Below are 25,149 nucleotides of genomic sequence, written 5' to 3'. Positions count from 1 at the left end.
TTACTCCTCTGCCCCGGCAGCTGAATGCGAACTCATGTCCATCCCTTCCATGGCGGCCATTTCGTGCTCTTTCTTCTCGTGGTGCATCGGCTTGCCCGGTTTCATACCTTCGTACTTGTCGACGATGATCTGGAACAGGTTCGGCGTGACCGAGGAGTAGAGCTCGACTGGGTTGTTCTGGCTCTGCTTGGACAGGGCTGCGTATTCAGCTTGTTCAAGCTGTTTAGGTGCCTTTTTGACTTCGCTTACCCAGGCGTTGAAATCTTCCTGAGAAGTAGCGATAGCTTTGAATTTCATGCCGGTGAAACCCGCGCCGCTGTAGTTGGCGGAGATACCGTCCATTTCAGCGTTCTGGTTGGCGATCAGATGCAGTTTGGTCTGCATGCCCGCCATCGCGTAGATCTGACCGCCCAGAGCAGGGATGAAGAACGAGTTCATCACGGCGTCCGAAGTGATCTTGAAGTTGATCGGGGTGTGCGCCGGGAACACGATCTTGTTGACCGTGGCAATGCCTTGTTCCGGGTAGATGAACAGCCATTTCCAGTCCAGCGCGACCACTTCAATGGTGACCGGCTTGACGTCGGATTCCAGCGGCTTGTAAGGATCCAGGGCGTGGGTCGACTTGTAGGTGACGTAACCCAGGGCAATGATGATCAGTACCGGAATAGTCCACACCGCGATTTCGATCTTGGTGGAGTGGGACCATTTTGGCGTGTAGACGGCGTCCTTGTTGGAAGCGCGATATTTCCAGGCGAACGCGAAGGTCATGAAAATGACCGGCACGACGACCAACAGCATCAGCAGCGTTGCGGTGATGATCAGGTTTCGCTCATCCAGGCCGACCTGGCCCTTGGGATCGAGCAAGGTCATGTTGCAGCCTCCCAGCAACAACGTGCCGAGCAGCGGCAATAAGCCTAGTAGTCTGGGGTACCTGTTTTTACTCATCTCACGACCTCTAAAGCAGCTTGCGCAATGCAGTTGGGTTTTGATCGCCAACACTTCACCCTGCCAAGGGTTGGCATTTTTCTTGGATTGAATAAGGGCCTGCCCGTCGCGCGTCAGACGCTGTTCGACTATTGCTGGGCCTGCGGTATGTTCTTATTCGAATTCGTGGTCAAGGGCCTTGTTACAGACCAATTCCATTTGGTGCGGAAAGTCGGAAGGCACCGACACCTGGGCATCGCATGAAGCCATCAGGCCTCTCGACACCCTATCTCTGCTCATGCGAGCAGTGCCGGGAATTCAGTGCGGGCGATTGTAGATATGTAGCGATTCATAAACCATGTCTCATCCCGAAATAATTTTTATCCGATCCAGCAACAATGATTAACGGTTTTTGCAAAAGTGGGCCATGGTATCGAAATTAATTCTCAACAAAAACACCAAAAAATGTAGGGCTACCATGCGAAGTTCAGACAGCTTCCGGGGCTCTGCACTCGCCTTCGACCCGGCTCTACCCCCTATGTGACAAGGGCTTTGGCCATTCGCCAGCCCCTGTTAAAACTGCCTGTTTCGAGGGATGAGCGCTGAAACCGGCAGTGGCTTGAACAGCTCGCTTTCGGTGCCTGGCGGCGCCCCGATTCAGCGTCTTGAAATGCCTTGCGACACTCGAGCTGTGACAACATGTCGCACACGTGTCGCACCCTTCCTTGTCGCGCATCATGGTCTTTTTACCTGACCTCTGAATATGCAAAACGCCCCGGCGTCTCACCGAGAACCGGGGCGTTTTTTTGTTTCCTGCAACGGTACGGCGAACAGCCTCAGCGCAGTGCTTTGCGATTACGCGAAGTGAGCAGCGGCACCAGCACCACGATCAGCACGAATGCCAGCAGCGCCCACTGCGCCAGCGACAAACCGAGGATCGGTGGGTACGGCGTCGAGCAGAAACCGTCAACCTGGAAGCCCAGCGGGAAGATCTTCGCCAGTGGCAGACCGTCGACGATCGGTTGCAGCACGTCGATGCCGCAGCTGACCGCCGGGTAAAACTGGGTATAGACGTGATGCCCGGCTACCCCAGCGCCCGCGATGGCGCTGATCACCACCAACGCTTCGAACAACGTGATGCTGCGGCGGGTGCGCATCGCAGCGCCAATGAACGCGAACAGCGCAATCAGCAACAATGCGTAGCGTTGCAGGATGCACAGCGGGCACGGCGCTTCGCCCAGAACCACTTGCATGTAAAGCGCGCCACCGATCAGCGCCAGACAGATAATGCCCAGCAACACCAGATAGCGCCGCTCACGCCCCAATCGCATCGTTTCCTCGCTCATCGCGTTTCCTTTTATGTCCGTGGATATCGGTTGCCCGGAAGTCTACACGCTGCCCCTGCCCTTTGAGAGTATTGAACGGGCCGGTGAAGTCGGGGGAATAAACGATAAACCGGTTAAGCACGGATTAACTTTTAAACGATTTTTAACCTTCTAGGCCGCGACGCGGCCTTCGCGAGCAGGTTCCCCTGCCTGTGAGACGGATCGCTTGCCTACTGCTTCCAGCGATCCGCCGCCGCATGATCGCTGTCGCGCCCTTCCACCCAGCGCGGGCCGTCACGGGTATTTTCTTTTTTCCAGAACGGTGCGCGGGTTTTCAGGTAGTCCATGACAAAGGCACAAGCATCGAACGCCGCCTGACGGTGGGCGCTGGCAGCGCCGACGAAGACGATCGGCTCGCCCGGCTCCAGCGCGCCGATGCGGTGCAACACTTCCAGCTTCAACAGTGGCCAGCGCTGCTCGGCCTCCGCGGCAATCTTGCCCAAGGCTTTTTCGGTCATGCCCGGGTAGTGCTCCAGAAACATCCCGGCGACGTCGAGGCCGTCGTTGAAGTCGCGCACGTAGCCGACAAAACTCACCACCGCACCGACGCCCACATTGGCCGCGTGCATGGCGTTGACTTCAGCACCCGGATCAAACGGCGCGCTCTGCACGCGAATCGCCATGGATCAGCCTCCGGTCACGGTGGGAAAAAACGCCACTTCATCGCCATCGCTCAGCGGTTCATCGAGCTGGCAAAGGTCTTCGTTGCGGGCACACATCAGGTTCTGCTCGCTCAGTACCTCGGCGCCGTCACGCTGGGCCAGTAGCGCGCGTACATCGTCGACCGTGGCGAAATCGCCTTCGACCTTCACCGAGTCCACTCCGAGCGCTTCACGGTAGCGGGCAAAAAACTTCACGGTGACGTTCATGGCTGATCCGCCTGGAAATGGCCGCTCTTGCCACCGAGTTTTTCCAGCAGCCGCACGCTCTCGATGGTCATGCCGCGATCCACGGCCTTGCACATGTCATAGATGGTCAGCGCGGCAACGCTGGCGGCGGTCAGCGCTTCCATTTCGACGCCGGTCTGCCCGGACAACTTGCAGCACGCCACGATACGCACAGTGTCGTCGCCTTCGACACTGAGCTCGACCTTGACGCCGGTGAGCATCAACGGGTGGCACAGAGGAATCAGATCGCTGGTTTTCTTCGCTGCCTGGATGCCGGCGATCCGCGCCACGGCAAACACATCCCCCTTGGGATGACCGCCGCTGACGATCATTTGCAGGGTTTCGGGCAGCATGCGCACCAGCGCCTGGGCCGTCGCTTCGCGGAACGTCGCGGCTTTTTCGGTGACGTCGACCATATTGGCGCGACCTTGGGAATCGAGATGAGTCAGCACAGGGTTACTCCTGATCAGGAGCGTCGATTGTAAACCTGTGGGTCAATTTTCCGCACGTTTGATTATCCGATCTCCACAATCCCACAGGGTTTTGTGTCGGACATAAAAAACCGGACGGCTTTGGGCCGCCCGGTTTGGGTGCGGGTTACAGATGCGATTCGGCGTATTCGGCCAGAATCGAACGTGGCACCCCTTGCAGGGTGATGTGTACACCGTTGGGGAAGTCTTTGAAGCGCTCGGTCAGATACGTCAGCCCGGAGCTGGTCGCGGACAGGTAAGGCGTGTCGATCTGCGCCAGGTTGCCCAGGCACACCACTTTGGAGCCGGCGCCGGCACGGGTGATGATGGTTTTCATCTGGTGCGGCGTGAGGTTCTGGCATTCATCGATCAGGATCAGACTCTGCTGGAAGCTGCGGCCTCGGATGTAGTTGAGGGATTTGAACTGCAACGGCACTTTGCTGAGGATGTAGTCGACGCTGCCATGGGTGTTTTCGTCATCCATGTGCAAGGCTTCGAGGTTGTCGGTGATGGCGCCGAGCCAAGGCTCCATTTTTTCCGCTTCGGTGCCCGGCAGGAAGCCGATTTCCTGGTCCAGCCCCTGCACGCTGCGGGTGGCGATGATGCGCCGGTAGCGTTTGCTGACCATGGTCTGCTCGATCGCCGCCGCCAGGGCCAGAATGGTTTTACCGGAACCGGCCGCGCCAGACAGGTTGACCAGGTGGATATCCGGATCGAGCAAGGCGTACAGCGCCAGGCTTTGATAGATGTCGCGCGGTTTCAGGCCCCAGGCTTCCTGGTGCAGTAGAGGTTCCTGGTGCAGGTCAAGGATCAGCAGCTTGTCCTCCTCGATCTCCTTGATCCAGCCGACGAAGCCCTGTTCATCGATGATGAACTCGTTGATGTGTACGGCGGGCAGGTTGTCGATCAACTGCACCTGGTGCCAGGTGCGGCCATGATCCTGCCGGGTTTCGACTTTGCTCACCCGATCCCAGAACGAACCGGTCATGGTGTGATAACCATTGGGCAGCAACGAAATGTCGTCGACCAGTTGGTCGGTGCTGTAGTCCTCGGCCGCAATCCCGCAAGCCCGGGCCTTGAGGCGCATGTTGATGTCTTTTGTGACCAGCACCACGGGCAGCTTTGCATCGCGCGCGCGCAGGTCGATCAACTGGTTGATGATGATGTTGTCGTTCAGATGCTCGGGCAGAATAATGTTCGGCTCGGTACGTTTGCTCATCAGAATTGACAGCAAACCCTTGGGCCCACTCTTGCCGCGCTGGATCGGAACGCCGAGTTCGACGTCTTCGGGGCTGGCATCGCCCAGGGTCTTGTCGATCAGGCGAATCGCCTGGCGGCATTCCGCGGCAACGCTGTGATGCCCGCTCTTGAGCTTGTCCAGCTCTTCAAGCACGGTCATCGGGATGGCGACGTGGTGTTCTTCGAAATTAAGCAGGGCGTTTGGATCGTGAATCAATACGTTGGTATCGAGTACATAAAGGATTGGCTGGTTGGAAGAAGAGCTACGTCCGTGATCATCCATACTCGGTCACCTTTGTGGGAGCCAGTCGACGCAATACCATGACAGTGCTGCGCCTCGAAGTGACTACCGAATTCACCTGTGGGTGAACTGCACACGCTGGGTCTTGGAAGACGCCACCTGTGTTGCAGGTTTCGGCGGTCTGTCTTCGTAATACTCCAAAACCTGTGACAGAAAAAAGCACTTTGACGCTTTTTTGAAGTTTATTTTTCAGAATGACCAATAGCACTTGGCGGACTGCCAGCACCCCGCTAAAGTCAGAAGTCCGCCTGTATCGAAATCCCTCCCAAAAGCGCCCCGGACTCAACGTTTACGCGGTTTTGCCCGTTTCAGCGAAATGCGCCCTGACAGTTTTCCCAACCGATGCCGCTTTGCGCCGTTTGCGTAATGAGCCAGGGCATCGCCGTTTTCAGCGCATCCTGCTTCACATTGAAGTTGATCACCCCGTGGCGCCACAGCAGCATCAGGGTCAACACCCGTTGTGCACTCTGATTGCCCTTGAGCTTGCCGGCGCCGTCCTGGGCATCGATATCCCATAACGCCACCTGCACACCCTGAGACTTGAAAAAGCCTTCAGCATCGGAGCGACGCTGGCCATCGGGCGGGCGGAATAACGGCACGTAGTTCTCCGGCAGCTTGCCTTTGACCAGCTCGACGCTGCGCCTCACCGAATCCTGCCAGTCTTGCCAGTGGCTGTGGGAGCGGAACTCCCAGCCTTGTACGCCAACGCATTGCTGCGAATAGGTGTCTTGCAGGCTGGCCACCGAACGTTCGGCCAGGCGCGCCTGAATGTCCTTACCGAGGACGAAGAATGTAGCGTTCATGTTCGACTTGCGCAGGTATTCCGTGGCCCAGGCCGTGTTATCGGGCGCGGCATTGGCAGCGCTGTCGAAGGTCAGCAGGAACAGGCGATCATTCATCGCATCGCCATTGCGCTCATAGTCGCCAAAACGATCGACTTCGCTGCTGGTCTGCGGGAACAGCGCGGCCTTGCGTAACTGCTCATCCAGATACTGGGCGTGGAATAGCCGACTCGGCTCGGCCCACTTGATGTAGTAGCTGTCGTCGCTGATCTGAAACTTGGCCGCTTGCTCACGCAGGGTGTCCATGTCCTCGACCAGGAAACAGAAGGAAGCATCCTGATCGCAACTCTGCTGGGCAAAGTTGTAGTTGCTCAGCAAGCGTTGCCACAGATGCTGGCGCAGGCGATTGACCGACTCCAGATTGAGGGTACGCAGGCCAAGGCGTTGAGCCAGGCTCGCTTCATCCAGGGATTCGCTGGCCAGCAAAACGCGGGCGAACATGAGGATTTCGGCCCGTGACGCGACGTCGAACAGCGTCGGATTGCTGAGTTGCTCAGGCCAGGTACTGCGATCCAGCGTCGCCACCTCGCCCGGCGCCGCCAGGGCGCCGAAACTCAATAGCGAGGCGAAGAATAGAAAAACGATACGCAATGGGATGTCTCCATAACAAAACCCGCGCGGCACTATAGCCGATCGCGGCTCATCGAACCCCTGTGGCGAGGGGGCTTGCCCCCGTCGGGTTGCGAAGCAGCCCCAAAAACTGCGTCCCCGTTCCTTCAGGTAAAACGCATGCAGCCGTTTTGCGACCGCTTCGCGGTCGAACGGGGGCAAGCCCCCTCGCCACAGGTTCTCCTCCCGCCATCAGGACCAAGCTCACCACCGATCACCTATGACACCCATAGCTGGAGTCAACACAGACAACCCCCTAGAATCGCCCCCACGATTAAAGGAGACGACTTCATGCTGATGGTGATTTCCCCCGCCAAGACCCTCGATTACGAAACACCGCCGGCGACCCAGCGCTTCACTCAACCGCAATACCTCGACCATTCCCAAGAGCTGATCCTGCAACTGCGCGACCTGACACCCGCGCAGATCAGCGAGCTGATGCATGTCTCCGACAAGATCGGCGGCCTCAATGCCGCGCGTTTCGGCAGCTGGACCCCGGCTTTCACCCCAGCCAACGCCAAGCAAGCCTTGCTGGCCTTCAAGGGTGATGTGTACACCGGCCTGAATGCACAAAGCTTCAGCGAAGCCGATTTCGATTACGCCCAACAGCATTTGCGCATGCTCTCCGGCCTGTATGGCCTGCTGCGCCCTCTGGACCTGATGCAGCCCTATCGGCTGGAAATGGGCACCAAACTGGCCAATGCCCGTGGCAAAGACCTGTACGCCTTCTGGGGCACGCGAATCAGCGAATGGTTGAACGAAGCGTTGGCCGATCAAGGCGATGATGTACTGCTGAACCTGGCCTCCAACGAGTACTTCTCGGCGGTCAAACGCAATGCCTTGAACGCGCGCATCATCAATACCGAGTTCAAGGATTTGAAGAACGGCCAATACAAAATCATCAGCTTCTACGCGAAAAAGGCTCGCGGGATGATGAGTCGCTTCGTCATCGAAGAACGCATCAATGACCCGGCCGTCCTCAAGCAGTTCGACGTTCAGGGCTATCGCTACAGCAGCGAGCAGTCTAAACCGGACAATCTGGTGTTCCTGCGCGATCACGCACCGGAGTAATCAAACCCCGCACCAAGTCGACGCACGATATCGGTTACTTCATCGTGCGTCGCCCTTTGATCATCGAACAACCCCCCTTCTTTCGCCGCTTTATTGGCGCCAAAAAACAAGCGCTCTCTTTTCTAACTTTAGTTTCACTCGACATTGATCATTTTTTTCCGTAGTGGCACAGATTTTTTTTGCTCGTAGTGGCAAAAAAGTATCCATGGCAATAATCACCCTATATATAAAGGGCGAAACGGCAAGTGCTATCAATATGAGAGCAGTGCCATCTTTTTCAATATTTCAAGAAATTTCAGAATTCGCGATGGATGGGCCGGAACTATGTCCAAATGCGCCGCTCATACCACCGGTAACGATTCTCTCGGCGATTGTGCGAGATAACTTACACAGACAAGAGACTCATATAGCGAAGTTGTCACACATACTATTGCTTACTGGGCCCCTTATTTGGGCAACACATGAAGGACAGGAGATAACGCACTATCACTATCCCCTACAAGGCCACGGCTGCGCCCCTATAAACGTGCTCACCCGAGCACCCAACCGCTTGATTCACGGGCCTTTGGCCTGGCTTTGAGCGCGCAAGACCTTTGCACGAATGTCTTCTGAACAGAGGATCGGCTGCATAACAGGGCAAGTCATAACAATAAGGCCTGGTTGCGCACACCTTGAGTGCACTTATTTAGACACTCGTAACTTCGTATGCCTGCACACGGCATTGTGGCGCCTTTAAGACGCACTTGCGAGTGCACTATGACCGCTGAACACCATTAACTCCGGCCATGTAATGGCTTGATAAAACACAGAGGTAATTGCGATGCGCATCAGCATATTTGGTTTGGGTTACGTCGGCGCAGTCTGTGCCGGTTGCCTGTCTGCACGGGGCCATGACGTCGTTGGCGTCGATGTTGCCAAAGACAAAATCGATATGATCAACGCCGGCCGTTCGCCTATCGTTGAACCGGGTCTGGGCGAACTTCTGGCACAAGGTATCGAGACTGGCCGTCTGCGCGGTACGACCAACTTCGCCGAAGCGATTCGCGACACCGACCTGTCGATGATCTGCGTTGGCACGCCGAGCAAAAAGAACGGCGACCTGGAGCTGAACTACATCGAGGCGGTGTGCCGCGAAATCGGTTTTGTCCTGCGTGACAAGACCACCCGCCACACCATCGTGGTACGCAGCACCGTGCTGCCGGGCACCGTGGCAAACGTGGTGATCCCGATCCTCGAAGACTGCTCCGGCAAGAAAGCAGGCATCGACTTCGGTGTAGCGGTCAACCCTGAGTTCCTGCGTGAAAGCACCGCGATCGCCGACTACGACCAGCCGCCAATGACCGTCATCGGCGAGTTCGACAAGGCTTCGGGTGACGTTCTGCAATCGCTGTACGAAGAGCTCGACGCGCCGATCATCCGCAAGGACATCGCCGTAGCCGAGATGATCAAGTACACCTGCAACGTGTGGCACGCCACCAAAGTGACCTTCGCCAACGAAATCGGCAACATCGCCAAGGCTGTCGGCGTCGACGGTCGCGAAGTGATGGAAGTAGTCTGCCAGGACAAGACGCTGAACCTGTCCCAGTACTACATGCGCCCTGGTTTCGCGTTCGGCGGCTCCTGCCTGCCAAAAGACGTCCGCGCCCTGACCTACCGCGCCGGTTCCCTGGACGTGGAAGCACCGCTGCTCAACTCGCTGATGCGCAGTAACGAGTCCCAGGTGCAGAACGCCTTCGACATCGTCTCCAGCCACGACAAACGCAAAGTCGCCCTGCTGGGTCTGAGCTTCAAGGCCGGCACCGATGACCTGCGCGAAAGCCCGCTGGTCGACCTGGCGGAAATGCTGATCGGCAAGGGTTACGACCTGAGCATCTACGACAGCAACGTCGAGTACGCCCGCGTTCACGGCGCGAACAAGGATTACATCGAGTCGAAGATCCCTCACGTCTCGTCCTTGCTCAACGCCAACTTCGACGACGTGATCAACAACTCCGACGTGATCATCCTCGGCAACCGTGACGAAAAATTCCGCGCCCTGGCGCAGGAAGCGCCACACGGCAAGCAAGTGGTCGATCTGGTCGGCTTCATGTCCAAAGCCACCAGCGTGAGTGGCCGCACTGAAGGCATCTGCTGGTAACCCGTCTGTAGGAGCTGTCGAGTGAAACGAGGCTGCGATATTTCCAGATCCACTTGAATCCCAAGCGAAAGATCAAAAGATCGCAGGCTTCGCCAGCTCCTACAGGGCTTCTGGCGTTATCCAAACCGGGTGGCGCCAGTTTTCACAAGCCTGCCTTAACCCAATCGGGCTCCGCCCGAGATCGAGACGGATGCAGATTATGCACAGGCTAAAGCACGGCCTACTTCAGGCCGCCGGTTGGCTGTTTTTTCTAAGTTTACTGATGGGCATCGCCATGGCGCTGCCTGTGTCCACGTTCGACTCCGAGTCGAAGGACTTCATCTTCCTGATCGGTATCGTCGGTATCTGGCGCTACTCGATGGGTGCCACGCACTTCCTGCGCGGCATGCTGTTTCTGTACGTGGTCTACCCGCACCTGCGGCGCAAAGTGCGCAAGCTGGGTAAAGCGGCAGACCCCTCCCATGTGTTTTTGATGGTCACCAGCTTCCGTATCGACGCGCTGACCACCGCTCAGGTCTACAGCTCGGTGATCCGCGAGGCCATCGACTGCGGCCTGCCGACCACCGTGGTGTGCTCCATCGTGGAAATGTCCGATGAGCTGCTGGTCAAGAGCCTCTGGAAGCGCATGAATCCACCCGCGAGCGTCAAGCTCGACTTCGTGCGTATTCCCGGCACCGGCAAGCGCGATGGCCTGGCCTACGGTTTCCGCGCCATCTCCCGCCACTTGCCGGATGACCGCGCCGTGGTTGCAGTGATCGATGGCGACACCGTTCTGGCCGAAGGCGTCGTACTCAAGACCGTGCCGTGGTTCCAGCTGTTCGGCAATGTCGGCGGCCTGACCACCAACGAGTTCTGCGAAGTGCGCGGCGGCTACATCATGAGCGAATGGCACAAACTGCGATTCGCCCAGCGCCACATCAACATGTGCTCCATGGCCCTGTCCAAGCGCGTTTTGACCATGACCGGCCGGATGTCGGTATTCCGCGCCACCGTGGTCACCAACCCGGACTTCATCGCCGATGTGGAAAGCGACTCGCTGCAACACTGGCGCCTGGGCCGCTTCAAGTTCCTCACCGGTGACGACAAGTCGAGCTGGTTCAGCCTGATGCGCCTGGGTTACGACACGTTCTACGTGCCGGATGCGGCGATCCATACCGTGGAACACCCGCCGGAAAAAAGCTTTATCAAGGCCAGTCGCAAACTGATGTTCCGCTGGTACGGCAACAACCTGCGACAGAACTCCCGCGCCCTGGGCCTGGGGATGAAACGTCTCGGTCTGTTCACCTCGGTGGTGCTGTTCGACCAGCGTGTGTCGATGTGGACGTCCTTGCTGGGCCTGACCGTGGCACTCATCGCCACCTTCAAGTACGGCACTGCGTTCATCCTGGTTTACCTGCTGTGGATCGGCATCACCCGCCTGATCCTGACCTTGCTGCTGTCCTGCTCCGGTCACCGGATCGGCCCGGCTTACCCGGCGATTCTCTATTACAACCAGATCGTCGGCGCGCTGGTGAAGATCTACGTGTTCTTCCGCCTCGATAAACAGTCCTGGACTCGCCAGCCCACTTCTCTGACCCGTGATCTCGCCAGCTTTCAACGTTGGTTCAACACCTGGTCGTCTCGGACCATGACCTTCTCCGCCGGCAGCATTTTTGTCGCCGTGCTGCTGATGATGGTCTGACCGAACTCGCCTGAATTAACTAGGAAATCGCCCATATGAATACCGCCGTCAACAGCAACGTAGTGCACGAATCCGAAGCCCAGCGCCAACACGCCCGCGTGAAAATTCCGGCCAAGCTGCGTTTCTTCGGCCCTGACCGGACCCCGGTTGAAGCCCGGGTCATCGACCTTTCCGCCGGCGGCCTGGCGTTCAACGCCGGTCAGCTGCCGCTGAAGGTCGGCGATGTGCACAAGGCCCGCCTGCAATTCGTGATCGATAACCTCGGCCTGGCCATGGACGTGGAATTGCAAATCCGCTCCGTCGATCGCCAGACCGGTCGTACCGGTTGCCAGTTCCAGAACCTGGAACCCCGGGACATTTCCACCCTGCGCCACCTGATCACCTCGCACCTGGCCGGTGACATCGTCAGTGTGGGTGAAATGCTCGCGACCCTGCAGCGCGACAACTTCACCAAGGCGCGCAAGGTCAAGGATGGCGGCCACGGCATGACTCCGTTCGGCCGTCTGAAAGCGGTGACCTTCAGCGCCGGTATCTTCGTGGTTGGCCTGGTGGCGTTCGGTTTCATTTTCAAATCGGTGTACGGCATGTACTTCGTCAGCCACGCCCAGGCCGGTCTGGTCAGCGTGCAAGGCATGAACATCACCATGCCGCGCGACGGTACCGTGCAGAGCCTGATCAAGGCCGACGGCGTTGCCGCCAAAGGCGCACCGCTGGCGACCTTCAGCACCAGCATGCTCGACGTGCTCAAGGGCCATCTGGACGAAAACCAACTGCAACCGTCCAAGGTTGAAGAACTGTTTGGCAAGCAAATGACCGGCACCCTGACTTCCCCGTGCGATTGCACCGTGGCCCAGCAACTGGTGGCTAACGGTCAATACGCCAACAAAGGTGACGTGATCTTCCAACTGGTGCCGCGCAATACCGAAGCCAACGTTGAAGCACGCTTCTCCTATCGCCAGTTCGGCGACGTGCGCCCAGGTACCTCGGTCAGCTTCCAGATCGCCGGCGAAGACCAGACTCGTACCGGCAAGATCGTCAGCAGCACCAGCCTGAAAAGCGAAGACCTGTCATCCGATATCCGCGTGCAGATCAAACCTGACGAGCCGCTGGACAGCGCACTCGCCGGTCGCCCGGTGGAAGTGAACAGCACCCGTGGCCCGAACCTGAACTGGCTGATCAACAAAGCCATGGCCGCCGGTCTTTAAACAGAGGACATGCCCGTGACGACTCCACAAATCCTCAGAACACCGCGCACCCACATAGGATCACTGTGTGCAGTTGCACTGGCCGTAAGCCTGGCCGGTTGCGCCGGCCTGCCCGACCAGCGCCTGGCCAATGAAGCCCTCAAGCGCGGTGATACCACGCTGGCGGCGCAGAACTATCAGCAACTGGCCGACCTGGGTTACAGCGAAGCCCAGGTTGGGCTGGCCGACATTCAGGTCGACAGCCGCGACCCGGCGCAGATAAAAAAGGCCGAGGCGACTTACCGCGCCGCAGCCAGCGTCTCACCGCGGGCTCAGGCTCGCCTGGGTCGCCTGCTGGTGGCCAAACCTGGCGCCACTGAAGCCGAACACCACGAAGCCGAAGCACTGTTGAAGAAAGCTGCGACCAATGGCGAAGGCAACACCCTGATCCCGCTGGCGATGCTGTACCTGCAATTCCCGCACAGTTTCCCCAACGTCAACGCACAGCAGCAGATCAGCCAATGGCGTGCCGAAGGCAAACCGGAAGCGGGTCTGGCCCAGGTGCTGCTCTATCGCACCCAGGGCACTTACGACCAGCACCTGGATGACGTGGAAAAAATCTGCAAGGCCGCGTTGAACACCACCGACATCTGCTACGTCGAACTGGCCACGGTCTATCAAAAGCGCGGCCAGCCCGAACAACAGGCCGAGCTGATCAAACAGATGCAAGCCGCTCACAGCCGTGGCGCGGTTTCTGCGCAACGTGTAGACAGCGTGGCCCGTGTGCTGGGCGACGCGAGCCTGGGCAAGACCGACGAGAAAACCGCTCAGTCTCTGCTCGAAGGCATTGCACCTGGTTACCCCGCGTCGTGGGTCAGCCTGGCGCAACTGCTCTACGACTTCCCTGAACTGGGCGACGTCGACACCATGATGAAGTACCTCGACAACGGTCGCGCCGCTGACCAGCCGCGTGCCGAACTGTTGCTGGGCAAGCTCTACTACGAAGGCAAAATGGTGCCGGCCGACGCCAAGGTCGCCGAAGAACACTTCCAGAAAGCCGTCGGCAAGGAAGTCGCCGCCGACTACTACCTCGGCCAGATTTACCGTCGGGGTTACCTGGGCAAGGTCTATCCGCAAAAAGCCCTGGATCACCTGCTGACCGCTGCGCGAAACGGCCAGAACAGCGCCGACTTCGCCATCGCCCAACTGTTCTCCCAAGGCAAGGGCACCCGGCCCGACCCGGTCAACGCCTACGTCTTCAGCCAACTGGCCAAGGCTCAAGACACCCCGCAAGCCAATGAACTTGCGCAAACCATCGAAGCGCAACTGCCGCCTGAGCGGCTGGCCGAGGCCCAACGCCTGTTGAAACAGGAACAGGCCATTCGTAGCACCGTGAGTCCGGACACGCTGGAACTGCACGCCCTGCAAGAAGAAGACGGCGAGGAATCCCTATGAAGCTCAATCCATTCGTTAAGGCCGGTATTGGCCTGACATTCGCCCTGCTGTGGTCGTGCCCGACCCTGGCGGCCCTGACCGAAGACAAGAACTTCGGCCTCGAAGTCAAAGTCACCGGCCAGTCCGAAGACGACCGTGACCTGGGTACTGCCAGTGGCGGCGACGTTAACGGCGTTGGCCTCGACCTGCGTCCATGGGTATATGGCGAAAGCGGCGCGTGGAGCGCCTACGCCATGGGCCAGGCCGTGACGTCCACCGACATCATCGAAACGGACACCCTGCAACAGTCCGACAATGACGGCACCCAGACCACCGACAACGGTGATCGCAAAACCAAGAAAAACTACCTGGCAATGCGTGAGTTCTGGGTTGGCTACAGCGGCCTCACGCCCTACCCTGGCGAGATCCTCAAGCTCGGCCGTCAACGCCTGCGCAACGACGACGGCCAATGGCGCGACACCAACATCGAAGCCCTGAACTGGACCTTCGACACCACCCTGTTGCGCGCCAACGTCGGTGTCGCCGAACGCTTCAGCGAATACCGCACCGACCTGAAAGAACTGTCGCCCAAGGACAAGGATCGCCTGCACGTTTACGGCGACGTTGCCGCCCAATGGTCACCGGGTAACTGGGTCGGCATTCGCGGTCATCACACCCACGATGACGGCAAGCTCGACTACCCGACCCCAGGCGTTGCCGGCGACTCTCTGGACAAGAAACAGAACGGCGACATCAGCTGGCTCGGCCTCACCGCCGACAGCGATGCCTACAACTGGCGCAACACCAACACCGTCAATTACTGGGGCAGCATCACCGGCATGAGCGGCGACCGCGACACGGTCAACCCGCTGAATGCCGACGGCACCCGCCCGGCAGAAGCCAAGCGTGGCGAAGACCTGAACGGCTGGGCCACCGATGTTGGCGTGCGTCTGCGCCTCGATCCGCAGTGGCAAGTTGGTGCAGCCTATGCCCGCGCCAGCGCCGAGTACGAACAGACCGGCCTGGAAAGCAACCGCTCGAACTACACCGGTACGCGCTCGCGGGTTCACCGTTTCGGCGAAGCCTTCCGTGGCGAAATGAACAACATGCAGACCGCTACCCTGTTCGGTTCCTGGATGCTCAACGACGAATACGACGCCAGCCTGATCTACCACAAATTCTGGCGTGTGGACGGCAACAAGCCGGTGGGCAGCAACGGCATCAACGCCGTTGAAAACAACACCGACGACGCGACCGGTGCGATCCTCTCCAGCACTTCCCTGCCGCTGGAAGATGGCAACAAAGACCTTGGTCAGGAAATGGACGTGGTCGTCACCAAGTACTTCAAGCAAGGCCTGCTGCCAGCGTCGTTGAGCCAGTCGATCGATGAGCCTTCGGCCCTGGTGCGCTTGCGTGGCGGCGTGTTCAAGCCCGGCGATGCCTACGGCAAAGGTGTCGACTCGTACATGCACCGTGCGTTTGTCGACGTGATCTGGCGCTTCTAATGCAAACCGCGAAGGGAGTGCCCGACATGAACAGCGCCAAGAAAGGCTCGATCAGCCTGCTGGCCGGCGCCCTGCTGCTGGCCAGCGCAGCAGCCTTCGCCACCGTCGAACCGGCCAAGCCTGTGCAACAGGGAAAACCGACGACCACGGCCAAAGGATTGCAACAGGCCAAGACCTACACCGTCAGCGACGCGCCAACCGCGCCGCTGGAGCTGGCCAAGCCGAAACTACCGGACACCTCTGGCTACACCAGCGAAGCCATCGCCGCGAAAATCGTGCGCACCAAGCCCGGCAAGATCAGCGTGCGCCGGATGATGCAGGAAGACGCCCTGAAGGACTTCATCGGCGGCGACAACAAGATGGCCGAGTGGGTGGTGCGTCAGCATGGCATCCCGCAGGCGATCTTCGTCGACGACGGCTACATGAACCTCAAGGATCTGGCCAGGAAGCTGCCCAAGCAGTACTTCAACGAAACCTCGCCGGGCGTGTTCCTGGCGAAGTTGCCGATCGTGGTCGGTAGACACGGCATCCTCGAAATCGACAAGCAGACCCAGGAGTTGCGCCTGTCCCAGGAGGCCGGTTCGTTCCTGGTCAACGACGGTCAGCTGTTCGTGCGTGACACCAAAATCACGGGCTGGCGCGAAAAGGATAACGGCCCGGCGACCTTCACCTCGCCCAAGGAATTCCGTCCGTTCCTGCTGGCCTGGGGCGGCACCGAGACCTACATCGCCAACAGCAAGATCGCCAGTTTCGGCTACGCCAACAGTAAGTCCTACGGCGTGAGTATTTCCCAATACACGCCGAACATGGCCAAGGTACTCAAGCGCCCAGAACCGACCGGCTGGATCGTCGGCTCCGAGTTCTCGGACATGTGGTACGGCTTCTACTGTTACGAAACCCGCGACTTCGTGGTCAAGGGCAACACCTACAAAGACAACATCGTCTACGGCATCGACCCCCATGACCGTTCCCACGGTCTGATCATCGCCGACAACACGGTGTACGGAACGAAGAAGAAGCACGGGATCATTATTTCCCGTGAGGTCAACGACAGCTTCATCTTCAACAACCGCAGCTACGACAACCATCTCTCGGGGCTGGTGATCGACCGTAACAGTGTGAACAACCTGATCGCCTACAACGAGATCTACAAGAACCACACCGACGGCATCACCCTCTACGAGAGTGCCGACAACCTGTTGTGGGGCAACAAGGTGATCAGCAACCAGCGCCACGGCATCCGTATTCGTAACAGCGTGAACATTCGCCTGTACGAAAACGTCTCGATGGCCAACGGCCTGACCGGGGTTTACGGGCACATCAAAGACCTGACCGACACCGACCGGGATATCAAGCTCGACCCGTTCGACGCCCAGGTGTCGCTGATCGTGGTCGGCGGTGAACTGGCCGCCAATGGCAGCGGGCCGCTGTCCATCGACTCGCCGCTGAGTGTGGAGTTGTATCGCGTGTCGATGCTCGCACCGACCAAATCCAGCGGCATCAGCTTCTCGGGGATTCTCGGCGAGCGCCAGGATGAAATTCTCGACCTGCTGGTGCGCCAGCAAAAAGCCGTGCTGATCGACCCTGTCGAACGCCAGACCGAAATGCGGGACTGAGGATAATTTTATGCACCCACACTTGATCAAATTACTCAGCCTGTCGGCCCTGACCGCGGGCATTCTCGCGGCCAGCACTGGCGTACGTGCCGAAGATGCCAAAGCACCCAGCTTCAAGGCCGATGATTGCTGCAACCTGTGCCCCGAAGCCCACGACCCGAAGAACTACACCACCCGCTATCAGCAGAACTTCACCACGTTGGTGCAGGCCCAGGGCGATTGGCTGTTCCGTACACAGGAAGACTTGCGCACCGAGTTCGACACCACGCCCGCCGGCTACAAACGCATGAAACAACTGCACGATGCGTTCAAGAGCAAAGGCGTGGAACTGGTCATCGTTTACCAGCCGACCCGTGGCCTGGTGAACCGCAACAAGCTGAACCCGGAAGAAAAAGCCAAGTTCGATTTCGACAAGGCGCTGACCAACTACAAGAGCATGCTCGGACGTTTCGCGCAGATGGGCTACGTGGTCCCGGACCTGTCGCCGCTGACCAACGAATCGCTGCCCGACACCCTGCCGGCGCACGATTTCTATTTCCAAGGCGACCAGCACTGGACGCCGTATGGCGCCCAACGCACGGCTAAAATCGTCGCCGAGAAGGTCAAGCAATTGCCAGCCTTCGCCGACATTCCCAAGCGTGAATTCGAAACCCATAAGTCGGGTCGCATGGGCAAGACCGGAACGTTGCACAAGATGGCCGGTCAACTCTGTGGCACCAGCTACGCGATCCAGTACATGGATCAGTTCACCACCGAGCCCAAGGGTGAAGCGGGCGATGGCGATCTGTTCAGTGATTCCGGCAACCCGCAGATCACCCTGGTCGGCACCAGCCACAGTGGCAAGAACTACAACTTCGCCGGTTTCCTCGAAGAGGCCATCGGCGCCGACATTCTCAACGTGGCATTCCCCGGCGGTGGCTTCGAAGGTTCGATGCTGCAGTACCTGGGCAGCGAAGAGTTCCAGACCAAACCACCGAAAATCCTCATCTGGGAATTCTCGCCGCTGTATCGCCTCGACCAGGAAACCATCTACCGCCAGATGATGGCGCTGCTGGACAACGGTTGCGAAGGCAAAGACGCGCAGATGAGCGCCAGCGCCACGCTCAAACCGGGCAAAAACGAATTGATGGTCAACAGCAAGAACCTGGACCTGCGCAACGGCGGTCACCAGGTCGACATCCGCTTCGCCGACACTTCGGTGAAAACCTTGCAAGCCACCCTCTGGTACATGAATGGGCGCCACGAGGACATCAAGATCGACAAACCGGAAACTTCCGACACCGACGGGCGTTTCGCCTTCGAGTTGCGCACGGACGAAGACTGGGCCTCGCAGAATCTGCTGGCCGTCGAAGTCCAGGGGCCTGAGAAAGCAGGCACCGCGCCGCAGAAAGTCGAAGCGAAAATCTGCAAACGCAACGTGTTCTCCGGCACCGGGCAGCGTACCGCTCAAGCCGGGCAATGAGGCTACCTCTTATGAACTGCATGCAAACCCGAACTTTGAAAAAGTTACTCGCGCCCTCCCTGCTGGCTCTGGCGATGTTCGCCGGCGCCACCCAGGCCGCCGCGCCACTGCGCCCGCCTCAGGGGTATTTCGCGCCTGTGGATAAATTCAAGACCGGCGACAAGAGCGAAGGCTGCGATGCGATGCCGACGCCCTACACCGGTGCCCTGCAATTTCGCAGCAAATACGAAGGCTCCGACAAGTCCCGTTCGACCCTGAACGAGGCATCGGAAAAAGCCTTCCGCGACACCACCGCCGACATCACCAAGATCGAGCGTGGCACCAGCAAGCGAGTGATGCAGTTCATGCGTGACGGTCGCCCGGAACAACTGGAATGCACGCTCAACTGGCTGACCGCCTGGGCCAGGGCCGATGCGTTGATGTCCAGGGACTTCAACCATACCGGCAAGTCCATGCGCAAATGGGCGCTGGGCAGCATGGCTTCGTCCTATATCCGCCTGAAGTTCTCTGACTCGCATCCACTGGCCACCCACCAGGAAGAAGCGCAGGTGATCGAAGCCTGGTTCAGCAAAATGGCCGATCAGGTGGTCAGCGACTGGGACAACCTGCCACTCGAGCAAACCAACAACCACTCGTACTGGGCAGCCTGGTCGGTGATGGCCACGTCAGTCGCCACCAACCGCCGCGACCTGTTCGACTGGGCCGTGAAGGAATTCAAGGTCGGCGCCAATCAGGTCGATGCCCAAGGCTTCCTGCCCAACGAACTCAAGCGCCAGCAACGCGCCCTCGCCTACCACAACTACGCCCTGCCGCCGCTGGCGATGATCGCCAGTTTCGCCCAGGTCAACGGTGTGGATTTGCGCCAGGAAAACAACGGCGCACTGAAACGCCTGGGTGATCGCGTGCTCGCCGGGGTGAAAGACCCGGATCAATTCGAGCAGAAAAACGGCAAGGACCAGGACATGACCGACTTGAAAGTCGATTCGAAATTCGCCTGGCTCGAACCGTTCTGCTCGCTCTACACCTGCCCGGCCGATGTGCTGGAACGCAAGCACAAGATGCAGCCGTTCAAGAGCTTCCGCCTCGGCGGCGATTTGACCAAGGTCTACGACCCGGCCAATGAAAAAGGCAAAGGTTCTTAAAGCTGACTGTATTCCCCTGTGGCGAGGGAGCTTGTTCCCGCTCGACTGCGAAGCAGTCGTAACCCAGTGAACGCGGATAGATTGAGACACCGCGTCATCAAGTTTCAGGGGCGCTTCGCACCCCAGCGGGAGCAAGCTCCCTCGCCACAGGTAAGTGCACAGCATGCAATACAACCACCCCGGTTTTCCGTGGGGGGTTTGGGGGGGCCTTGGCCCTTGACTGTTGGTTAAACATGGAGAGATCGGGATGGTATTTTCATCCAACGTGTTCCTGTTTCTGTTCTTGCCGATCTTTCTCGGCTTGTACTACTTGAGCGGGCAACGCTATCGAAACTTGCTGCTGCTGATCGCCAGCTACGTGTTCTACGCCTGGTGGCGTGTGGACTTCCTTGCGCTGTTCGCAGCCGTCACGCTGTGGAACTACTGGATCGGCCTGAAAGTTGGCGCCGCCGGTGTCCGGACCAAACCGGCCCAGCGCTGGCTGCTGCTCGGCGTCGCGGTGGACTTGTGCATCCTGGGCTACTTCAAGTACGCCAACTTCGGCGTGGAGAGCATCAACGCGATGATGACCTCGGTCGGTCTGTCGCCGTTCATCCTGACCCACGTGCTGTTGCCGATCGGGATCTCGTTCTACATCTTCGAGTCCATCAGCTACATCATCGACGTCTACCGCGGTGATACCCCGGCCACCCGCAACCTGATCGACTTTGCCGCATTCGTGGCGATTTTCCCGCACTTGATCGCGGGCCCTGTGTTGCGTTTCCGCGACCTGGCCGATCAGTTCAACAACCGCAACCCACACCCTCGACAAGTTCTCCGAAGGTGCCACGCGGTTCATGCAAGGTTTCATCAAGAAGGTATTCATCGCCGATACCCTGGCGGTGGTGGCCGACCATTGCTTCGCCTTGCAAAACCCGACTACCGGTGACGCCTGGCTCGGCGCCCTGGCCTACACCGCGCAGCTGTACTTCGACTTCTCCGGCTACAGCGACATGGCGATTGGCCTGGGCTTGATGATGGGTTTCCGCTTCATGGAAAACTTCAAACAGCCGTACATCAGCCAGTCGATCACCGAGTTCTGGCGTCGCTGGCACATCAGCCTGTCGACCTGGCTGCGTGACTACCTCTACATCACCCTCGGCGGTAACCGTAAAGGCACGCTGATGACTTATCGCAACCTGTTCCTGACCATGCTGCTCGGTGGTCTGTGGCACGGTGCGAACATCACCTACATCGTCTGGGGCGCCTGGCACGGCACGTGGCTGGCGATCGAAAAAGCCATTGGCCTGAACACTTCGCCGCGCAGCTTCAACCCGATCCGCTGGGCCCTGACGTTCCTGCTGGTGGTGATGGGTTGGGTGATCTTCCGCGCCGAAAACCTGCACGTTGCCGGTCGCATGTACGGCGCCATGTTCAGCTTCGGCGAATGGTCGCTGTCGGAACTCAACCAGGCCAGCCTCACCGGCCTGCAGGTGGCAACCCTGGTGGTGGCGTACGCAACCCTGGCGTTCTTCGGTCTGCGTGATTTCTACACCAACCAGCCACCGGTCAAGACCAAGCCTGCGGTCAACGTCGAAAACGACGGCCCTGCCGGCGCACAACCTGGCCTGATCAAAGCGGTGCCTGGGGATAACCCGGCGAGCATCCACCAGCCTGGCTACACCGTCGGCGTCGAAGCCCAGGTGCAACCGGCCTACTGGACTGCCGACTGGTCGCGTTACGTGATGCGCGCGCTGGTACTGCTGCTGTTCATCGCCTCGATTCTCAAACTCTCGGCGCAAAGCTTCTCGCCGTTCCTTTACTTCCAGTTCTGAGGGATCTGACTATGACCCGCTCATTACGCATCTTCTACATCGCCCTGTTCCTGGTGACCTTGCTGGTCCTGGGCCTGTGGTCGGTACGCAGCTTCTTCGGCTTCAGTACCAATGCCGATGCCACCGTGCTCAACGGTCGCTGGACCAAAGCCGTCGAGACCCACTACGACGACGAGTTTCCAATCAAGCGCCTGGGCACCAACCTTTGGGCCGCGCTGGATTTCAAACTGTTCAATGAAGGTCGTCCGGGCGTGGTACTCGGTCGCGATCAGTGGCTCTACAGCGATGAAGAGTTCCACCCGATCGTCAACGAAGAGTTGAACCTGCAAGGTAACTACGCGCTGGTCGAAGGCGTACGCCAGACCCTGAAAGAGCAAGGCGTGCAACTGGTGATGGCGATCGTGCCGGCCAAGGCGCGTCTGTACCCGGAACACTTGGGTGAAGAGAAGCCGGCGAGTATCCACGCCAATCTGTACAAGGACTTCCACGCTCGTGTGGCGGCCGACAAGATCCTCGCCCCCGACCTGCTCGGCCCGCTGCAAAAAGCCAAGCAGAACGGTCAGCAAGTGTTCCTGCGCACCGACACCCACTGGACCCCGGAAGGCGCGCAAATCGCCGCCGAAACCCTGGCCAAAACCATCGCCGACAAGGCTCCGCTCAGCGGCGAACCGCAAAACTTCGTCACCGAGCCTGCAGAGAAGGTGACCCACAAGGGTGACCTGCGCTTGTTCCTGCCGCTGGACCCGCTGTTCGAAAACCTGATGCCGGCACCAGAACCGTTGCAGAAGCGCAACACCGTGGCGGCCCAGGACCAGCCTGCCGGCGATGACGCGTTGTTCGCCAACACTGAAGTCCCGGTAGCGCTGATCGGCACCAGCTACAGCGCCAACCCGAACTGGAACTTCGTCGGTGCGCTGAAAGAAGCGCTGCACAGCGACGTAGTCAATTACGCCGAAGACGGCCACGGCCCGATTCTGCCGATGCTCAGCTACCTCAAAAGCGATGCTTTCAAGAACAGCCCGCCACAAGTGCTGATCTGGGAGTTCCCTGAACGATATCTGCCTGTGAATAACGAAATCGGCGACGCCGACCCGCAGTGGGTCGCAGAGCTTAAACAAGCCGGCGCGCGCCAACAAAACGTAGCTGCAAACACTAAATCCGAGACGCCCGACCGGGCGCAAAACTGAAAGAGAGGTACTTCCATGACTTTCACTACTACTCCTCGCCGTCTCGCCAAGACCTTAGCCCTCGTCGCCGGCATGGGCGTGCTGTCGATGCAGGCCTTCGCCGCGGGTGACTCCGCCCTCTACGGCCCGACCGCACCGAAAGGCTCCAGCTTCGTGCGGGTCTACAACGCCGGCAACGCCGAAGTCAGCGCCACTGTCGGCACCACCAACCTGAACGAAGTCGCGCCGCTGTCCAGCACTGACTTCAGCTTCATGCCGGGCGGCGACTACAGCGCCAAGATCGGCAGCCAATCCCTGCCGGTGAAACTGGCCGGTGATCACTATTACACCCTGGTCAACAACGCCAGCGGTGCGCCGCAACTGATCGAAGAGCCGCCGTTCAAGAACAAGCAAAAATCCCTGGTACGCGTACAGAACCTGAGCGACAAGGCCCTGACCCTGAAAACCGCCGACGGCAAGACCGAAGTGGTCCCATCCGTAGCGGCCAAGGGCCGTGGCGAGCGTGAAATCAACCCGGTGAAAGTCAGCCTGGCACTGTACGACGGCGCCACCAAAGTCGGCGACGTGAAACCGGTTGCCCTGGAACGAGGCGAAGCCGCGGTGCTGTACGTCACCGGCAGCGGCAGCAGCCTGTCGCCAGTGTGGGTGAAACGCCCGGTGGCGACGCGCTGATTAATTCTCCGAATTGACGCTCCCCCTGTGGGACTGGGGCGTCAATTCGGACACGGAACAAGAACAAGAGTGAAACGACAGAACGCAGTAGCTCTAACCAATCGATTTTAAAGGAGTAACAACATGATTCCGGTGATCTTGTCAGGTGGTAGCGGCTCACGTCTTTGGCCGCTTTCGCGTAAGCAATTCCCCAAGCAATTCCTCGCCCTGACCGGCGAACAAACGCTGTTCCAGCAAACCCTGGAGCGCCTGGTGTTCGAAGGCATGGACACCCCGATCGTGGTCTGCAACAAGGAACACCGTTTCATCGTCAACGAACAGCTGAGCGCCCGCAACCTGGACGTGCAGCGCGTGCTGATGGAACCCTTTGGCCGCAACACTTCGCCGGCCGTGGCCCTGACCGCGATGATGCTGGTCAATGAAGGCCGCGACGAGTTGATGCTGGTGCTGCCGGCTGACCACGTGCTGGAAGACCAGAAAGCCCTGCAACGCGCCCTGGCCCTGGCCACCGTGGCAGCCGAGCGCGGCGAGATGGTGCTGTTCGGCGTGCCGGCGACCAAACCGGAAACCGGTTACGGCTACATCAAATCCACCAACGATGCCCTGCTGCCGGAAGGCGTCAGCCGCGTCTCGCACTTCGTCGAAAAACCAGACGTGAAACGCGCTACCGAGTTCGTCCAGTCCGGTGGTTACTTCTGGAACAGCGGCATGTTCCTGTTCCGCGCCAGCCGTTTCCTCGAAGAGCTGAAAAAGCACGATCCGGACATCTACGATACCTGTGTACTGACGCTGGAACGTAGCGCGCAGGATGCCGATACCGTCGACATCGATGCCGCCACCTTCGCCTGCTGCCCGGACAATTCCATCGACTATTCGGTCATGGAAAAAACCCAGCGCGCCTGTGTTGTACCGCTGACGGCAGGCTGGAGCGATGTCGGTTGCTGGTCGTCGCTGTGGGAAGTGAATGAAAAAGACGCCAACGGCAACGTCACCAAAGGCGACGTGGTCATCCAGGACAGCAAAAACTGCATGATCCACGGCAACGGCAAACTGGTGTCGGTGATCGGCCTGGAAAACATCGTGGTGGTCGAAACCAAGGACGCCATGATGATCGCCCACAAGGACAAGGTCCAAGGCGTCAAACAGATGGTCAACACCCTCAACGAACTGGGCCGCAGCGAAACCCAGACCCACTGCGAAGTCTATCGTCCGTGGGGCTCCTATGACTCGGTGGACATGGGCGGCCGCTTCCAGGTCAAGCGCATCTCGGTCAAGCCGGGCGCGTGCCTGTCGCTGCAAATGCACCACCACCGCGCCGAACACTGGATCGTGGTCAGCGGCACTGCTGAAGTGACCTGCGACGAAAACGTGTTCCTGCTCACTGAAAACCAGTCGACCTACATCCCGATCGCCTCGGTTCACCGTCTGCGCAACCCGGGCAAGATTCCACTCGAGATCATCGAAGTGCAATCGGGCAGCTACCTGGGTGAAGACGATATCGAGCGGTTTGAAGATATCTACGGTCGCTCCACCCCGATCGAGCGCGGCGTGTCGGTGAAAACCATCGCGCAGTAACGCTCAGTAAGA

The 25,149-nt window shown here is 59.0% G+C and carries 19 protein-coding genes and 1 pseudogene; 13 read left to right on the top strand and 7 right to left on the bottom strand.

Going from position 1 to position 25,149, the window contains the following annotated elements; genetic code table 11:
* The 7 genes from cyoA to ACZ9BB_RS00730 all read right to left on the bottom strand — a co-directional run bounded on the left by cyoA (window position 1) and on the right by ACZ9BB_RS00730 (window position 6,639).
* Window positions 1–945 (bottom strand): ubiquinol oxidase subunit II, encoded by a 945-nt coding sequence (gene cyoA, locus ACZ9BB_RS00760; protein ID WP_476212122.1) that lies wholly within the window; start codon window positions 943–945, stop codon window positions 1–3.
* An 815-nt stretch (window positions 946–1,760) separates the two neighbouring features.
* Window positions 1,761–2,270 (bottom strand): disulfide bond formation protein B, encoded by a 510-nt coding sequence (locus ACZ9BB_RS00755; protein ID WP_476212121.1) that lies wholly within the window; start codon window positions 2,268–2,270, stop codon window positions 1,761–1,763.
* Between the two features lie 209 nt (window positions 2,271–2,479).
* Window positions 2,480–2,932: a molybdopterin synthase catalytic subunit MoaE gene (gene moaE / locus ACZ9BB_RS00750; protein WP_476212120.1), complete on the bottom strand. Its 453-nt coding sequence runs from the start codon at window positions 2,930–2,932 to the stop codon at window positions 2,480–2,482.
* Window positions 2,933–2,935: 3 nt separating this feature from the next.
* Entirely contained in the window at window positions 2,936–3,178 is a 243-nt protein-coding gene (moaD, locus tag ACZ9BB_RS00745; protein ID WP_007896406.1) for a molybdopterin converting factor subunit 1, read from the bottom strand.
* Window positions 3,175–3,648 (bottom strand): cyclic pyranopterin monophosphate synthase MoaC, encoded by a 474-nt coding sequence (gene moaC, locus ACZ9BB_RS00740; RefSeq protein ID WP_476212119.1) that lies wholly within the window; start codon window positions 3,646–3,648, stop codon window positions 3,175–3,177. The genes moaD and moaC overlap by 4 nt, the downstream gene beginning before the upstream one ends.
* Before the next feature lie 145 nt (window positions 3,649–3,793).
* Window positions 3,794–5,188, bottom strand: coding sequence for a PhoH family protein (locus ACZ9BB_RS00735; RefSeq protein ID WP_476212118.1), 1,395 nt, complete (start codon window positions 5,186–5,188; stop codon window positions 3,794–3,796).
* A gap of 326 nt (window positions 5,189–5,514) precedes the next feature.
* Window positions 5,515–6,639, bottom strand: a complete 1,125-nt coding sequence (locus tag ACZ9BB_RS00730) for a polysaccharide deacetylase family protein (RefSeq protein WP_476212117.1) — start codon at window positions 6,637–6,639, stop codon at window positions 5,515–5,517.
* Between the two features lie 309 nt (window positions 6,640–6,948).
* On the opposite strand from ACZ9BB_RS00730, the gene yaaA reads away from it, so the two are divergent.
* The 13 genes and pseudogenes from yaaA (at window position 6,949) to ACZ9BB_RS00665 (ending at window position 25,137) form a co-directional block, all read left to right on the top strand.
* Entirely contained in the window at window positions 6,949–7,728 is a 780-nt protein-coding gene (gene yaaA, locus ACZ9BB_RS00725) for a peroxide stress protein YaaA (protein ID WP_476212116.1), read from the top strand.
* An 820-nt stretch (window positions 7,729–8,548) separates the two neighbouring features.
* Window positions 8,549–9,865 carry a nucleotide sugar dehydrogenase gene (locus ACZ9BB_RS00720; protein ID WP_476212115.1) on the top strand — a complete coding sequence of 439 codons (1,317 nt, stop codon included), beginning with the start codon at window positions 8,549–8,551 and terminating at the stop codon, window positions 9,863–9,865.
* Between the two features lie 199 nt (window positions 9,866–10,064).
* Complete coding sequence (gene alg8 / locus ACZ9BB_RS00715) at window positions 10,065–11,546, top strand: mannuronan synthase (protein WP_476212114.1); 1,482 nt, start codon at window positions 10,065–10,067, stop codon at window positions 11,544–11,546.
* 35 nt (window positions 11,547–11,581) lie between these two features.
* The gene (locus ACZ9BB_RS00710) at window positions 11,582–12,751 is read left to right on the top strand and encodes a PilZ domain-containing protein (protein WP_476212113.1); all 1,170 of its coding nucleotides are present in this window, start codon (window positions 11,582–11,584) and stop codon (window positions 12,749–12,751) included.
* Between the two features lie 9 nt (window positions 12,752–12,760).
* Window positions 12,761–14,185 (top strand): alginate biosynthesis TPR repeat lipoprotein AlgK, encoded by a 1,425-nt coding sequence (algK, locus tag ACZ9BB_RS00705; protein ID WP_476212112.1) that lies wholly within the window; start codon window positions 12,761–12,763, stop codon window positions 14,183–14,185.
* Window positions 14,182–15,669, top strand: coding sequence for an alginate export family protein (locus ACZ9BB_RS00700; protein ID WP_476212111.1), 1,488 nt, complete (start codon window positions 14,182–14,184; stop codon window positions 15,667–15,669). Before algK ends, ACZ9BB_RS00700 begins: the two co-directional genes overlap by 4 nt.
* 26 nt (window positions 15,670–15,695) lie before the next feature.
* Window positions 15,696–17,285, top strand: coding sequence for a mannuronan 5-epimerase AlgG (algG, locus tag ACZ9BB_RS00695; protein WP_476212110.1), 1,590 nt, complete (start codon window positions 15,696–15,698; stop codon window positions 17,283–17,285).
* A 10-nt stretch (window positions 17,286–17,295) separates the two neighbouring features.
* Window positions 17,296–18,747, top strand: coding sequence for an alginate O-acetyltransferase (locus tag ACZ9BB_RS00690; protein ID WP_476212109.1), 1,452 nt, complete (start codon window positions 17,296–17,298; stop codon window positions 18,745–18,747).
* 11 nt (window positions 18,748–18,758) lie between these two features.
* The gene (locus ACZ9BB_RS00685) at window positions 18,759–19,889 is read left to right on the top strand and encodes a mannuronate-specific alginate lyase (RefSeq protein ID WP_476212108.1); all 1,131 of its coding nucleotides are present in this window, start codon (window positions 18,759–18,761) and stop codon (window positions 19,887–19,889) included.
* A 247-nt stretch (window positions 19,890–20,136) separates the two neighbouring features.
* Window positions 20,137–21,703 (top strand): annotated as a pseudogene (locus tag ACZ9BB_RS00680) (MBOAT family O-acyltransferase).
* Window positions 21,704–21,714: 11 nt separating this feature from the next.
* Entirely contained in the window at window positions 21,715–22,890 is a 1,176-nt protein-coding gene (locus ACZ9BB_RS00675) for an alginate O-acetyltransferase (protein ID WP_476212107.1), read from the top strand.
* Window positions 22,891–22,905: 15 nt separating this feature from the next.
* The gene (locus ACZ9BB_RS00670; protein ID WP_476212106.1) at window positions 22,906–23,562 is read left to right on the top strand and encodes an alginate O-acetyltransferase AlgF; all 657 of its coding nucleotides are present in this window, start codon (window positions 22,906–22,908) and stop codon (window positions 23,560–23,562) included.
* A gap of 123 nt (window positions 23,563–23,685) precedes the next feature.
* On the top strand, window positions 23,686–25,137 hold the full coding sequence (locus ACZ9BB_RS00665) for a mannose-1-phosphate guanylyltransferase/mannose-6-phosphate isomerase (protein ID WP_476212105.1): 1,452 nt from the start codon (window positions 23,686–23,688) through the stop codon (window positions 25,135–25,137).
* The last annotated feature ends 12 nt before the right edge of the window (window positions 25,138–25,149 follow it).

The organism is Pseudomonas sp. TE3552 (assembly GCF_056278945.1).
The sequence above is the reverse complement of the archived record's forward strand: the minus strand, read 5'-3'. Positions and strand labels throughout refer to the sequence as shown.